This is a genomic window from Gaoshiqia sp. US2, from assembly GCF_059705485.1.
The window spans coordinates 1,434,451-1,447,943 of record NZ_AP048550.1 but is presented as its reverse complement, the minus strand read 5'-3'; the positions used below and the strand labels follow the sequence as shown (position 1 = coordinate 1,447,943).

13 protein-coding genes are annotated in these 13,493 nt (G+C 48.5%); 8 read left to right on the top strand and 5 right to left on the bottom strand.

Features of this window, described 5'->3' with window-relative positions:
* Positions 1-10: 10 nt before the first annotated feature.
* The 4 genes from mnmH (at position 11) to AC6H3C_RS05630 (ending at position 3,551) form a co-directional block, all read left to right on the top strand.
* Positions 11-1,042, top strand: coding sequence for a tRNA 2-selenouridine(34) synthase MnmH (gene mnmH, locus AC6H3C_RS05645; RefSeq protein ID WP_497519704.1), 1,032 nt, complete (start codon positions 11-13; stop codon positions 1,040-1,042).
* A complete protein-coding gene (gene selD / locus AC6H3C_RS05640) occupies positions 1,035-2,066 on the top strand; it encodes a selenide, water dikinase SelD (protein WP_497519703.1) in 1,032 nt (343 codons plus the stop codon). The genes mnmH and selD overlap by 8 nt, the downstream gene beginning before the upstream one ends.
* Before the next feature lie 174 nt (positions 2,067-2,240).
* A complete protein-coding gene (locus AC6H3C_RS05635; protein WP_497519702.1) occupies positions 2,241-2,951 on the top strand; it encodes a hemerythrin domain-containing protein in 711 nt (236 codons plus the stop codon).
* Positions 2,952-2,954: 3 nt separating this feature from the next.
* Positions 2,955-3,551 carry a response regulator transcription factor gene (locus AC6H3C_RS05630; protein ID WP_497519701.1) on the top strand — a complete coding sequence of 199 codons (597 nt, stop codon included), beginning with the start codon at positions 2,955-2,957 and terminating at the stop codon, positions 3,549-3,551.
* A gap of 18 nt (positions 3,552-3,569) precedes the next feature.
* Here the strand turns inward: AC6H3C_RS05630 and AC6H3C_RS05625 are convergent, their stop codons facing one another.
* From AC6H3C_RS05625 to AC6H3C_RS05605, 5 genes are all read right to left on the bottom strand, one after another.
* Positions 3,570-4,958, bottom strand: a complete 1,389-nt coding sequence (locus tag AC6H3C_RS05625; RefSeq protein ID WP_497519700.1) for a S41 family peptidase — start codon at positions 4,956-4,958, stop codon at positions 3,570-3,572.
* 120 nt (positions 4,959-5,078) lie between these two features.
* Positions 5,079-6,443, bottom strand: a complete 1,365-nt coding sequence (locus AC6H3C_RS05620) for a GntT/GntP/DsdX family permease (protein ID WP_497519699.1) — start codon at positions 6,441-6,443, stop codon at positions 5,079-5,081.
* A gap of 35 nt (positions 6,444-6,478) precedes the next feature.
* The gene (locus AC6H3C_RS05615) at positions 6,479-7,603 is read right to left on the bottom strand and encodes a Gfo/Idh/MocA family protein (RefSeq protein WP_497519698.1); all 1,125 of its coding nucleotides are present in this window, start codon (positions 7,601-7,603) and stop codon (positions 6,479-6,481) included.
* 30 nt (positions 7,604-7,633) lie between these two features.
* Positions 7,634-8,665 carry a galactitol-1-phosphate 5-dehydrogenase gene (locus AC6H3C_RS05610; protein WP_497519697.1) on the bottom strand — a complete coding sequence of 344 codons (1,032 nt, stop codon included), beginning with the start codon at positions 8,663-8,665 and terminating at the stop codon, positions 7,634-7,636.
* A 55-nt stretch (positions 8,666-8,720) separates the two neighbouring features.
* Positions 8,721-9,464, bottom strand: coding sequence for a biotin--[acetyl-CoA-carboxylase] ligase (locus AC6H3C_RS05605; protein WP_497519696.1), 744 nt, complete (start codon positions 9,462-9,464; stop codon positions 8,721-8,723).
* Between the two features lie 124 nt (positions 9,465-9,588).
* On the opposite strand from AC6H3C_RS05605, the gene rsfS reads away from it, so the two are divergent.
* Genes rsfS through AC6H3C_RS05585 form a run of 4 tightly spaced genes read left to right on the top strand, consistent with a single transcriptional unit; the run spans position 9,589 to position 13,480 of the window.
* Positions 9,589-9,972 carry a ribosome silencing factor gene (rsfS, locus tag AC6H3C_RS05600; protein ID WP_497519695.1) on the top strand — a complete coding sequence of 128 codons (384 nt, stop codon included), beginning with the start codon at positions 9,589-9,591 and terminating at the stop codon, positions 9,970-9,972.
* A complete protein-coding gene (ftsH, locus tag AC6H3C_RS05595; protein ID WP_497519694.1) occupies positions 9,973-11,994 on the top strand; it encodes an ATP-dependent zinc metalloprotease FtsH in 2,022 nt (673 codons plus the stop codon).
* 7 nt (positions 11,995-12,001) lie between these two features.
* Positions 12,002-12,634, top strand: a complete 633-nt coding sequence (locus tag AC6H3C_RS05590) for a LutC/YkgG family protein (RefSeq protein ID WP_497519693.1) — start codon at positions 12,002-12,004, stop codon at positions 12,632-12,634.
* Positions 12,635-12,670: 36 nt separating this feature from the next.
* Positions 12,671-13,480 (top strand): phosphatidate cytidylyltransferase, encoded by an 810-nt coding sequence (locus tag AC6H3C_RS05585; RefSeq protein WP_497519692.1) that lies wholly within the window; start codon positions 12,671-12,673, stop codon positions 13,478-13,480.
* Positions 13,481-13,493 lie beyond the last annotated feature (13 nt).

Genomic DNA, 13,493 nt, shown 5'->3' with positions numbered 1-13,493 from the left:
TGCCTCCAATATGATCCAACGACTGACCATTCATCAATACTACGAGCAGTTCCGGCATCTGCCTCTGGTTGATGTGCGTTCACCCGGTGAACATCAGAAAGGACATATCCCCGGCGCGGTGAATATTCCGCTGTTTTCGGACAATGAACGGGCCGAGGTGGGAACCGTTTACGTTCAGCAATCACCTAATCAGGCGATTGAATTGGCCTATCGTCTGGTGACCCCGAAGCTGGATCAGTTCATCCGTCAGTCGGCGCAAGCCGCGCCCGGCAAAACCCTTGTTGTTCATTGCTGGCGGGGTGGCATGCGCAGCTCTTCTTTTACGCAACATCTGGCAGATAACGGGTTCGGGCAGGTTTATGTGCTTGAAGGCGGTTACAAGGCCTATCGCAACTACGTACTCGACTTTTTTGCCCGGCCGTTTAAACTTCGGATTCTGGGCGGATATACCGGAAGCGGAAAAACCAACCTGCTGAAAGAGTTCAAAGCAAGAGGCCTGCAGGTGATCGACCTGGAAGGATTGGCGAGTCACAAAGGTTCGGCTTTTGGCGGAATCAATCAACCGGCACAACCCACAACCGAGCAGTTCGAGAATAATCTGCATGATGAGTTCCGACGGTTAGATCCCGAAAAACCAATTTGGCTGGAAGATGAAAGCCACAACATCGGGTGTGTGAAAATTCCGATCACTCTGTTTAATCAAATGCGGGAACAAACGGTCTGTTTTCTGGATATTCCCAGAGCGAAGCGTATCGATCTGTTAGTTGAAGAATACGGAAATTGCCCGACGGCACAGCTGGCCTGCTCCGTTGAACGGATTTCGAAGCGGCTGGGAGGTCTCGCGACGAAAGAAGCTATCCGGTTTTTGGAAGACGGAAATTATCGCGAAGTGGTTCAACGAACCCTCCATTACTACGACAAATCTTATCTGAAGGGGATTGGTTTGCGCAACCCGTCAAAAGTGAGCTACATCGCTCTCGAAAGCACCAACCCACACGAAAATGCAGACCTAATTCTAAACTTTTTTTACGGCAATGAATGACATTAAACTCACCCAATACAGTCATGGCGCAGGCTGCGGCTGCAAAATATCGCCACGGGTATTAAGCGCCATCCTGCATCAAACGATTGAGCCTGTCCACGACTCCCGTTTGCTGGTTGGCAACGAAAGCCGCGATGATGCGGCAGTTTATGATATGGGCGACGGAACTGCCATCATCAGCACAACCGACTTTTTTATGCCCATCGTCGACGATCCGTTTACCTTTGGAAAAATTGCGGCCACCAACGCGATAAGCGATGTCTACGCCATGGGCGGAAAACCCCTGCTGGCCATTGCCATTCTGGGATGGCCGGTTAACAAGCTGGCTCCCGAAATAGCGCAGCAAGTGATGGACGGCGGACGGCAGGCCTGCAAAGAGGCCGGAATTTGCCTGGCCGGAGGACACAGCATCGACAGTCCCGAGCCTATTTTCGGCTTGGCTGTTACCGGGCAGGTGTCGCTCAAAAACCTGAAACAAAACAACACAGCCACGGCAGGTTGTAAACTTTACCTGACCAAACCGCTTGGCGTAGGCATCTTCACAACAGCCCAAAAGCAAGGAAAACTGAAACCCGAACATGCCTGCATTGCGCCCAACTCGATGTCGGAGCTAAACCGCATCGGAGAAGAACTGGCCGAAATAAACGGTATTAAAGCCATGACCGATGTTACCGGCTTTGGTTTACTGGGGCACTTAACCGAGATGTGTGAAGGGAGCAAACTTTCGGCTTTGATTGAGTTTGACAAGATCCCGCGTTTCCCGGAACTGGACGACTATATCGCGCAAAACTGCATCCCCGGCGGCACCCACCGCAACTGGGACAGTTACGGACACCACATTCAACTGCGCAGCGAACACGAAAAATTAATTCTTTGCGACCCGCAGACCAGCGGCGGCCTCCTGATCGCGGTTGATCCCGGCGCGGTTAACCAGGTAGAGCAATTGCTGACCAGGCATCAGATTCAGGCTGTCGCCTTTGGGTACCTTACGCCGCAAACCGACAAACTGATTATCTTAATTTAGCCTTATCCTGAATGATAAAAAGATAAAGGCATTTACCGGCGGCTATATGCCCGAAAAAGAATCCGTCATGTCAGGGGTTATTCAACCAATAAGCAGTTTAACTGTTATTAAAAAGGTTAATCATCCGTTTCAGCGCCGCAGGTGGCGCATGAAAAATCAAACTGAAAAACAACCATGAAGATTTTTAAAAGAGACGATAAAATGAGTTCGCTGGTTGCCGGCAACTACAACTTGCTTCCGGTTATAAACCGGTTCGGCATCCGGTTGGGCTTCAAGGAAAAAACAATAGCCGAAGTATGTCATAACCAGGAAATTAATACCGATTTTTTTCTGGCCATAGTAAACACTTACAACGACGAGAATTACTTCCCTGAAAGCGAACTGCTGTCGTTCCCGCCTGTTTTAATCATTGATTACCTGAAGAATACTCATGCATATTACATCAGTTATGTGTTGCCAAAAATCGAACGACTTCTGAATCAGGTATTACTCAGTTGCAAAAAAAACTGTTCGAGCCTGAAAATGATCAGCTCGTTTTACCAGAAATACAAAACCGAGTTGCTCGCCCACCTTCAGCTTGAGGATGAAAAGGTTTTTCCGTATATCATCGATTTGTTCGGGAACAGAAAGTTGAAAGACAATCATACCTCCATTCACGACTATGAAGAACAACACACCAATGTGGAGGAAAAGCTGAGCGACCTGAAAAATCTGGTTATCAAATACCTGGAACCCGGATACAATTCCAACGACATGAATGAGTTTTTATTTGCCTTATTCCAGTTCGAAAAAGATTTGTACGACCACGCCCGGATCGAGGACAACATTTTGATCGTGCAGGTGATCAAGCTTGAAGAAGAACTAAAAGATGAGTCATATCGCTAAAGCATGGAAGAGAACGTATTTATTATTCATCCCTCTGAAATAATCCGGAAAGGCCTGGCCTTGATCCTTCAGGAATATTTTAACATGGAGATTACCCAATTGGGCTCGGTGCATGATCTGTCTTCGTTTTTAGCGATCAGTAATAACCTCATCATTGTCATCCACGAAACCGGACAGAAGATTCCGGCGGAGGTGGAAGAAAAACTCCGGAAACACAACCAGGTCTTTCTCGTCGGTTTTACCGGGAAAACCAATCAGCCTGATTTACAACACGAATATGAGTTAAACGAACTTTCATCGGCCCTGCAGATTCAGAAACTAATCCAGGTGATCCGAAAATCAGCCAGTAAACAAAAAATCAGTCCGCCCGAAAACGGCGATTTGACGATCCGCGAAAAGGATGTGATCAGGCATATCGCGCTGGGTTTTTCCAATAAAGAAATTGCCGACCGACTGAATATCAGTATCCATACGGTCATTTCGCACCGGAAAAATATTACCGAAAAACTCAACATCAAATCAATCTCCGGCCTCACCATGTATGCCATTATGAACAACCTGATTGATATGACCGATATCAACCCGGAAGAATTGATCTGATTGCCTGAAAACGGAATTTTACTTTTCGAACCCGATGCGGGGAACAATCAGGTTTTGTTTCAGCAGTTCTTCTTTCGGAAAGATTGGTTGCAGCGGCATCTCCATTTTTGCCGACTTCACCGAGGCAACCGCCGTTTCGCCCGTGATCAGTTGAATGGCTTTGGCCAGCATCGGGTCTGACGGATCGCCAAAGGGAACAGCCCCGACAAGGAAGTCTTCCATGGCATAATCCGGCTGTAAGCCGTTTACAAAGTCGGTATAGCCGTTTTTATTGGCATATTTCATCACGATGGGGATCATCGCCCACTGTTCATCGTCGTCCGCCATCACCCATGCGCCGGCATATTTTCCGTAGGTCGCTTCACCAATATGAATCACCTCCATATAAGGCTCCAAACCGGTCATCAGTAATTCGCTGGCCGATGCGGTGCGATCGGTTGCCAGAAAATAAACCCGTTGCAGGTTTGCATTGGCCCCGACCTCGGTAAACCGGTAGGCTAAATAATGAGCATATTTTGTACTGTAATATTCGAGATAAGCCTGCAAATCATTATTATATCTCATATTGACCAGCACGTCTTTGGCAGCCACCACGCTGGCAGGGGCAATAGCAGACGCCAGGTAAGCCGCGGCATCAATTTCTCCCCCGGGGTTATACCGTAAATCCACCACCAGGTCGGTAATCCCGCTTGTATTAAACTCGGTGAAAATATTATCCAGCGAGTTTAGAAACATATTCTGATCACCTGAAACAAACTCCACATAAGCTAAATAACCTATTTTGTGACTGTTTACCGTGATCACTTCATGATGAATGGAAGGGTTTGTCGTGGTAACACGGGCTGTCATACTCAACGAGGTTCCCGTTGGGCTGATGATACCATTACTTATCGCGCCAAGTTGTACCGAGTAGCTCTTGCCCGAGTACAAGCTGTAATAGTTACTGATATTCAGATTGGTATTGTTGATTGAAATAATCAGGTCGCCCCGTTTCAATCCGGCACCGGCAGCATCCGATCCCGGGTAAACATACTTCACAACGATCACAACACTGGTATTATCCTGAAGCAGGGAAAAAGCCGGGGCATAGCCCATCGTGACCGGAACGCCGCTGTATTCGGCCGCCAGAGAAGGGTAATCATCCGTAATCCACGACCAATCGTCTTCTGCATCATACACCAGTTTATAGAAGTATTCCTCCGAATCGGCCTCTTTCTTCTCATCAATATTCGGAATTTTATTATTCCAGAAATAAAGATCCTCCATGTTTTCTTTGATCCAGGTATTGCGTACAAGCACCTCCGCCGGGATGGGTTCTTCTTCGATATCATTATCATCATCCTTGCAGGAATATGCCAGGGGCAGTGCGAGAAAAACCAATAATAACCGATACGAAAACTTCTTCATGACAAAAAAATTAGTGTACTGTAAAGTTATGATTTCAATAGATACGCGCAATAAAGAAACGTAACTTTAACTGATAAAATTATACTTGTTCTTTATTCCTCATCTTTGGGAACAGCAGAATCAGGCCCCCCGCAGCAGGAAACTCATCAGCAGAACCATCAGAAAGCCTACAACAGAAATCAGGGTTTCCATGATCGTCCAGGATCGTAAGGTTTCTTTTTCATTCATGCCGAGGTATTTTCCAACCAGCCAAAAACCGCTGTCGTTTACGTGTGAAAGGATGGTTGAGCCGGCAGCAATCGCAATCACAATCAGCGCCTTATCAATTTGGCTGAGATCGAACAGACCGATCATGGGGGCCATCATCCCGGCAGCTGTAATCATGGAAACCGTTGCCGATCCCTGTATAATCCGCACAAGCGCGGCAATCAGGTAAGCCAGCACCAGCGGCGGCATGGCCGAACCGGCCAGCTTTTCAGCTAACATGGCCCCCACTCCGCTGTCGATCAGAATTTGCTTAAATACGCCTCCTGCTCCGGTCACCAGAATAATCAGACCGGCCGGTCCAAGCGCTTTATTGGAAAGTTTCATCAGTTGGTCTTTGTTAAAGCCGCGCTTGATGCCGAGAACGTACATGGCCAGTAAGGTTGAAATAATCAGCGCTGTAAACGGGTGCCCCAGTAAACCGATGGTCTGATAAACCGTCCGGTTTTGCAGAATCCCTTTACTGAAGAGCACTTCGGCCACTGAATTGGCGACAATCAGGAGTAAGGGCAAGGCAATGATCAATATGATGGTTCGAAATGAAGGCAAGTTTTTTTGCCGGGTCGCCGGTTCTTTTTCCGAAAAATAGTCCGGAACCGCTACGTGAATCCTTTTGCTGATGTATTTCCCGAAAACCGGACCGGCAATAATGGCTGTCGGTAAACCAATAACAAATCCCATGATGATAATCCAGCCCAATTGAGCATCCAGAATTTCGGCCACAGCAACCGGCCCCGGTGTTGGGGGGATAAAGGCATGGGTGACTGCCAGACCGGCTAAAAGCGGAATGGCATAATACAAAATTGATCGTTTCGATTGTTTTGTCAACTCGTAAACAATGGGAATAAGAATGATGAAGCCCACATCCAGAAACACCGGGATGGCGACAATGAAGCCGGTAAGTACCAGGGCCCACGAGGCCCTCTTATCGCCAAAATGTTTGATCAAATTTTGAGCAATGGCCTCTGCTCCGCCCGATGACTCCAGCATCTGTCCGAAAATTGCGCCCAAGCCAACAACCGTGGCAACGAAACCCAGGGTATTGCCCATCCCGTCTTTCATACTCTGAATAATCAGGTTGAAGTCCATCCCGGCCATAAGCCCGACAGCAATGCTGACAATCAATAACGAAATGAATGCGTGGATTTTCAGCTTCAATACAAGAAATAACAAAAGCAGTATAGCAAAAACGATTCCGGCAATTAATAAGATTTCGTTCATGTTGGTTGGTTTAGCTCGTTAGAAAGTTCCTCCTGTTATTCTCGTTTCATCCGCCCGTCAAAATCTGGCCCCGATTCGCGCGAAAGCGGAAACCTGACCGGCGCCTGGTCGCGGTTAGAGCGGTAAATGGCGGTAAACAGCTCAACGGTTTTCCGTCCTTCTTCGCCGGTTACCAGGGGCTGGCGTTTCGTTTTCACCGCGTCCAGAAAATCTTCAATCTGCAAGCCGATGTAATATGCTGCCGCATCAATCCGGTTAAAAAAATCACGGTCTTCCTGCTTCCATTGTTCAAGTAAATTTTCTTCTCCGGCGACCGTCCAAAGATCATTTACCGGAGGTTCCAGCACCGACGATTGCCCCGCGATAAACATCGCTCCGCCTTCGGTTTGTGCGCCAACCGAAGCCCCGTTGCTCCCGTGGATATGAATTTTTCCGTAAATGCCGGGTTTTTGCGAATTACTTAACAGGATGCTGCCAACTGCGCCTCCTTTAAACTGAACGACTGCAAGCGCGGTATCTTCCACTTCAATATAAGGGTGATTGAGATTCCGGGTAACCGCATAAACCTGCTCAACCGGGCCCATCAGCCACTGAAACAGGTCGAGTTGGTGAGGCGCCTGATTCACCAGCACGCCTCCGCCTTCGGTGTCCCATTTACCGCGCCAGGGATCGCTGTTGTAATAAGCCTCATCGCGCCAACCCAGGAGGAGGATGCTTCCCAGGGCAGGGGTGCCTATTTTGCCTTCATCGATGGCTTTTTTCATGCGTCTTACCGGCTCATAAAAACGCCTTTGGCTGATTACACCCAGGCTTACCCGGTGTTGTTCCGCTGCCTCCAGCATGGCATCACAATCCTGCAGGGAGCTGGCCATTGGTTTTTCAATCAGGCAATGCACGCCCATCTCTGCGGCTTTCACCACCGGATCGCGATGATACGGATGCGGCGTACAAACGATCAAAACCTCTGCTTTTTCCTCTCGGATCATCGTTTCCAGATCGTCGTAGGCCCTGATGTTGTAAACACCGGCAAAGGCCTGCGCCTTGGAAAGGTTTCTTCCGCAAACAGCAACCAAATCGGCATTCGGCGATTTTACCAGGTTTACGGCGTGTAAATGGGCTACCTTGCCCGGGCCGATAATGGCGGTTCGTATTTTAGTCATCAGTTAACTTCAATTAGGGTATTCTGTCAATCAAGGTTTCAGTATCACTTTAACAAGTCCTTTTTCTTTCTCATACAGACGTTTAAACCAGTCTGCCCCCTCGCTCAGCGGCGCTTCGGCGCTGACCAAGGCATCCACATTCACTTTTCCGGCGGCAATTAAATCGAGCGCTACCGGATATTCGCCGCAAATGGCGCAGCTGCCCTGCACTTTCAATTGCCGGGTCACCACGGTCTGAAGCGGGAATTCAATGTCCGGAGTCAGATTTCCCAGCAAAGTAACCGTTCCGCCTTTCCTGACACTTGCCAGGGCCAGTTGCACCGTCGGCGCGATTCCCACGGCCTCAAAGGCCTGATCGGCTCCGCGTCCGTTTGTCAGGTCCAGTAATTCAGCAGGTACATTCACCTGCCTGCTGTTAAAACAGTGTGTTGCTCCCAGTTGAGCCGCCAGTCTCAGCTTATCGTCATCCAGATCTACAGCGATGATTTTTCCGCAACCGGCCACTTTCAGCAACTGGATCAGAAATAATCCGATCATCCCTGCGCCTACAACCACCACGGTGTCGTTTAGCTCGGGCTTTGCCAGCGACAGGGCGTGCATGGCCACGGCAACCGGTTCCACCATAGCGGCCTGTGTGTAGGTCACCTCATCGGGTAAGCGGTACAGAATATGTTGCGGCACCGCAACAAACTCGGCAAAAGCGCCGTGCCTGCGATAATCGGCACACGAAACGCCCAGAACCACCCGGTTGTCGCTCAAGTTGTACAAACCTTTCCGCGTGTACCAGTCATCCAGCCGGTAAATGGTCGAATCAAAGGTAACCCTGTCGCCAACCGACCAGCCGGAGACGTTTTTCCCTGCTTCGACGATCTGGCCCGACGCCTCGTGCCCCATGATTACCGGAGGAATCCGCCGGCCTGTGCTGCCATCCATGCCATGCACGTCGCTGCCGCAAATGCCGGCTGCTTTCACCCTCAACAACACCTCGTCGCCGGCAATAACCGGCTTTTCAACTTCCTTAAATTCAAAACAATGATATGCTTTAAGAACCAGCGCTTTCATATAATGATTAAATGTTTCGGTTTTAAATGTACAAAATCAAAGCCTGAATCCGAACTTACAGATACGCCACTTCCTTAAAGTGATACTCGCGCACCAGGCCGCCTTTTTCTTCAATTTTTAACTGGCCGATTTCATTAAGTCCAATAATTCTCCCGGTATACTCATGCGTCTCGTCCCGGTATGTGTGCCATTCATTCAGCCGGTAAAGCTTTTGAAGAAAGGCCTCATCCAACTCCCGGTAACAGCCATTCTCCAGTTTCCGGTAGAAGCAGCTGATCTTCTGTAGCAAGCCGGTAAGCAGTTCATCCGTGTCATAAGTCTGTCCGGTCAGCATTTTCAACGAAACCGGGTTGGGTGCATCCGTCAGGAATCGGGTTTGATTGATATTTACCCCAATCCCTACAATGGACTGACTGATCTGCCCGTGCATGATCGCATTCTCGATCAGAACCCCGCAAATTTTCCGGTCGCCGGCATAAATATCATTCGGCCATTTAATCGTCACCTGGCCGGTAAATTCACTCAAAAAAGCCTCCAGACCAAGGCACACCACCTTGGCCAGCATAAATTGCCGGCGGATATCCAGGAAGCCGGGACGAAGAAAAACAGAAAAAGTCAGGTTCTTCCCGGCCTCGCTTTCCCAAACATTCGACAGTTGCCCGCGACCGGCTGTTTGGCGGTATGCCAAAAAGACAGTACCTGCTTCCACTTCATTATCACGCACTTGACTGGTGGCATAGTTATTGGTACTTGGGGTACTTTCAATACGCACAATGGTATGACCGATTTCGGGAGACATAACTATTTAAGTTTTTTAACAATCCAGACTAAACTATTTTTTTAATCCTCAGGTTATTACCCGTGATAGTTTTGAACACCAAAATAAATGAAAAAATTTATCTTTGTATTTCTAAATAGATTTTATGAGTAAAACACAAAAAGAGAAGGATGCGGAAGAGTTAGTGAATGCCATTATCGAAGGCATTGATCGAAAAAAAGGATTAGATATCGTCAAAATTGATTTAACAAAGATAAACCACTCCGAATGCAATTATTTCATCATTTGTCATGGAAATTCCAATACACACGTGGATGCCATTGCACAATCGGTTGAAGACACCGTTGCCGAAATGACCGGAGAAAAAGCCTGGCACAAAGACGGATACAAAAACGCGATCTGGATTTTACTTGACTATGCAGATGTCATGGTTCATGTGTTCCAGCGCGAAGCACGAAGTTTTTACGACCTCGAAACCCTTTGGGCCGACGCAGCAGTTGAAGAAATTAATATCGAAAACTTGAAATAGATGGCAAAAAAAACAAATCATACTAATCAACGACCAAATATGGGGAACTTTAAACCCGGAAATAAACCGCCAAAATTTAATCCATACTGGATTTACGGGATCGTGATCATCGTTTTCCTGGCAATTCGGTATTTCAGCTTTGGAGGCGGACCCGTTGAGACAAACTGGCAGGAAGTAAAAAATACGATGCTCAAAAACCACGATATTGCCAAAATCGTGGTGATTAACCGGGAAGAAGCTCAAATTTATCTGAAAGATGACAGCTATCCCGATTACGCCGACAAGCTGAACCAGGGGTTCAATACTCCGTCCAAATTCGGGCCGCACTACTTTTTCACCATCGGGTCGGTCGAAACGTTTGAAGATAACCTGCGTTCGGCCCAGGAAGACTTTAAGGATACCGACCGCATTACCGTTGAATATAAAACCGTCCACAATTATTTTAGTGAAGTGATCGGATGGATCCTGCCTTTCCTGCTGATTATCGGGATTTGGTGGTGGATCTTTCGCCGGATGAGCAAAGGCGGCGGCGGCGCAGGCGGCGCGGGGAATATTTTCAGCGTGGGCAAATCGCAGGCAAAGGTATTCGACAAAGACTCCAGAGTGAATACCACTTTTAAAGATGTCGCCGGATTGGCCGAAGCCAAGCAGGAAGTCGAAGAAATTGTTGAATTTTTGAAAAACCCGGCCAAGTACACCAAGTTGGGCGGTAAAATTCCGAAAGGAGCCTTGTTGGTTGGCCCTCCGGGAACAGGTAAAACCCTGCTTGCCAAGGCAGTTGCCGGCGAAGCCAATGTCCCGTTTTTCTCCATGTCGGGCTCCGACTTCGTGGAAATGTTTGTCGGCGTGGGAGCTTCGCGCGTACGCGACCTGTTTAAACAAGCCAAAGAAAAAGCGCCCTGTATTGTCTTTATCGATGAAATTGATGCGATTGGCCGCGCCCGTGGCAAAAACCCGAATATGGGGTCAAACGACGAACGTGAAAATACACTCAACCAGCTGTTAACCGAAATGGACGGGTTCGATACAAATTCCGGGGTCATCATCCTGGCTGCCACCAACCGGGCCGATATCCTCGACCGGGCACTGATGCGCGCCGGACGTTTCGACCGGCAAATCCATGTGGAACTGCCCGACCTGAACGAACGCCGCGAAATCTTCCAGGTACATCTTCGCCCCATCAAACTGGCAAGCGAAGTGGAGGTTAATTTTCTGGCCAAACAAACGCCGGGCTTCTCCGGGGCCGACATTGCCAATGTTTGTAACGAGGCCGCTCTGATTGCGGCCCGCAGAAGCCGCGAGCATGTCACCAAACAGGATTTTCTGGATGCCGTTGACCGGATCATCGGCGGACTTGAGAAGAAAAATAAAATCATTTCGAAAGACGAAAAACGACGGATTGCATACCACGAAGCCGGACATGCCACCATCAGCTGGCTGCTCGAACATGCCCACCCGCTGGTAAAAGTAACCATTGTACCCCGCGGAAAAGCGCTGGGGGCTGCCTGGTATCTGCCCGAAGAACGGTCGCTGACCACCAAAGAGCAGCTCCTGGACGAGATGTGCTCGGCCCTTGGCGGTCGCGCTGCAGAACAACTGGTCTTTGAAAGCATTTCATCGGGCGCCCAAAACGACCTCGAAAAGGTAACCAAACAAGCCTATGCCATGATCAGTATTTTTGGTATGAGCGATAAAGTAGGCAATGTGAGTTTTTACGACTCGACCGGGCAAAGCGATTTTGGCTTTACCAAACCCTACAGCGAAAAGACGGCTGAGTTAATTGACGCCGAAGCAAAAGAATTGATTGACAGACAATACGACCGAGCACTTCAGGTTTTGAGAGACCACCGGGAAGGACATCAACGGCTGGCGGAAAAACTACTTGAAAAAGAAGTTATTTTTGGCGAAGACCTGGAAGAGATCTTTGGGAAACGCCCCTGGGCCAAAGAAGAACAATTGGGCGACAACGGAAGCGGCGATACACAAAAAACCGAAGTCACCGAACCAAAAGAAATCGAATAAAACACCTATGTCATCGCGGGAAAACATACTGAACAGGCTGAAAAAAGCCGGAGATCAACGAAAAACAGATCAACCGGCCAGGCCTGATTTTGAATCGCCGATTTACCTGGATACGGATAAAAGCCTGGCCGACTGGTTTCAGGAAAACCTGGAACTGGTTGGCGGAAAGGTTGTCCGAACCAAAGACCTGAACGAAGCCGTTTCGCAGGTTGAAGCCCTGGTCAAACAGGAAAACCGTGATGCTGTTTTCTGCCTCGACCCGACACTGAAACAAGCTTTACATGGGAAACTGGCTTACCAGGATGCCACAGAAGAATTCGAAAACGTGCAGGTTGGAATTACCCCCTGCGAGTTTTTAGTGGCGCACCTGGGTTCGGTTTTGGTCAGTTCTGCCGGTTATTCAGGACGAAGGTTACACGTTTTCCCTGAAACACATATCGTGATTGCCCATCAAAAACAACTGGTCAAGTACCTGGACAACGCGCTCGAACAGTTGCAGGAGAAATACAGGAATGATCTTCCGTCGATGATCACAAACATTACCGGCCCCAGCCGGACCGCCGATATTGAAAAAACGCTGGTGATGGGAATGCACGGCCCCCGGAATTTATTTGTACTTTTGTGCGACGAACCCTTTTAAGGAATTGGCTCTTGATATCTTCAAAAAACTAAGAAATTGAAAAACCTCATCATCCGCTCCCTGACCGGCATTGTTGTCGTTACAGTTATCCTTGCAAGTTTGTTCCTCCATAAATATTCCTTTGCCGGGCTTTTCTTACTTATTCTTGCCGGTTGTCTGGTTGAATACTACGGTCTGCTGAAAAACAGCCCGCTCAAACCAAATAAATTTATTGGCTTCGTATCGGGAATTTTATTTTTTGTTCTTTCGTTCCTGATCGCCTCGCAACTGATTTCGCCTATATTTTACCTGACCTTGATCCCCGTTCTCCTCCTGACCTTTGTCTTTGAATTATACCAGGCCCACGAATCATCCCTTCAGAATATTTCGGCGACGATTTGCGGATTTTTTTACACGGCAGTCCCCCTGGGCCTGAGCAACTTTCTGGTGTTCTCCGGCGACGGAAGCTATTCACCCCGGCTGATGGTTGCCTTACTGGTGATCATCTGGGTTTACGATTCGGGCGCATACTTATTTGGCGTTAGTTTCGGGAAACACCGTTTATTCGAGCGTATTTCTCCTAAAAAGTCATGGGAAGGCGCTATTGGCGGCGCTTTGGCGGCGATGGCAGCCGGCTGGCTGATTTCGGGCTTTATCCCTGAAATCGCAATAGTCCACTGGTTGATCATTGCGTTGCTCACCGTGATTGCCGCAACCTTTGGCGACTTGTCCGAATCCATGTTAAAACGGCAGTTTGGAGTGAAAGACAGCAGCCGCTTTTTTCCCGGGCATGGCGGCATTCTCGACCGGTTCGACTCGCTGCTTTTTGCCATCCCGGTGTTGGTTCTCTACATCCGGATCATCTGATTAGATTCATCCT

What these genes read in the sequence shown, in the direction of transcription:
- mnmH (WP_497519704.1), top strand. Translation starts at nt 11, where the DNA reads ATGATCCAACGACTGACCATTCATCAATACTACGAGCAGTTCCGGCAT.
- selD (WP_497519703.1), top strand. Translation starts at nt 1,035, where the DNA reads ATGAATGACATTAAACTCACCCAATACAGTCATGGCGCAGGCTGCGGC.
- AC6H3C_RS05635 (WP_497519702.1), top strand. Translation starts at nt 2,241, where the DNA reads ATGAAGATTTTTAAAAGAGACGATAAAATGAGTTCGCTGGTTGCCGGC.
- AC6H3C_RS05630 (WP_497519701.1), top strand. Translation starts at nt 2,955, where the DNA reads ATGGAAGAGAACGTATTTATTATTCATCCCTCTGAAATAATCCGGAAA.
- AC6H3C_RS05625 (WP_497519700.1), bottom strand. Translation starts at nt 4,958, where the DNA reads ATGAAGAAGTTTTCGTATCGGTTATTATTGGTTTTTCTCGCACTGCCC.
- AC6H3C_RS05620 (WP_497519699.1), bottom strand. Translation starts at nt 6,443, where the DNA reads ATGAACGAAATCTTATTAATTGCCGGAATCGTTTTTGCTATACTGCTT.
- AC6H3C_RS05615 (WP_497519698.1), bottom strand. Translation starts at nt 7,603, where the DNA reads ATGACTAAAATACGAACCGCCATTATCGGCCCGGGCAAGGTAGCCCAT.
- AC6H3C_RS05610 (WP_497519697.1), bottom strand. Translation starts at nt 8,665, where the DNA reads ATGAAAGCGCTGGTTCTTAAAGCATATCATTGTTTTGAATTTAAGGAA.
- AC6H3C_RS05605 (WP_497519696.1), bottom strand. Translation starts at nt 9,464, where the DNA reads ATGTCTCCCGAAATCGGTCATACCATTGTGCGTATTGAAAGTACCCCA.
- rsfS (WP_497519695.1), top strand. Translation starts at nt 9,589, where the DNA reads ATGAGTAAAACACAAAAAGAGAAGGATGCGGAAGAGTTAGTGAATGCC.
- ftsH (WP_497519694.1), top strand. Translation starts at nt 9,973, where the DNA reads ATGGCAAAAAAAACAAATCATACTAATCAACGACCAAATATGGGGAAC.
- AC6H3C_RS05590 (WP_497519693.1), top strand. Translation starts at nt 12,002, where the DNA reads ATGTCATCGCGGGAAAACATACTGAACAGGCTGAAAAAAGCCGGAGAT.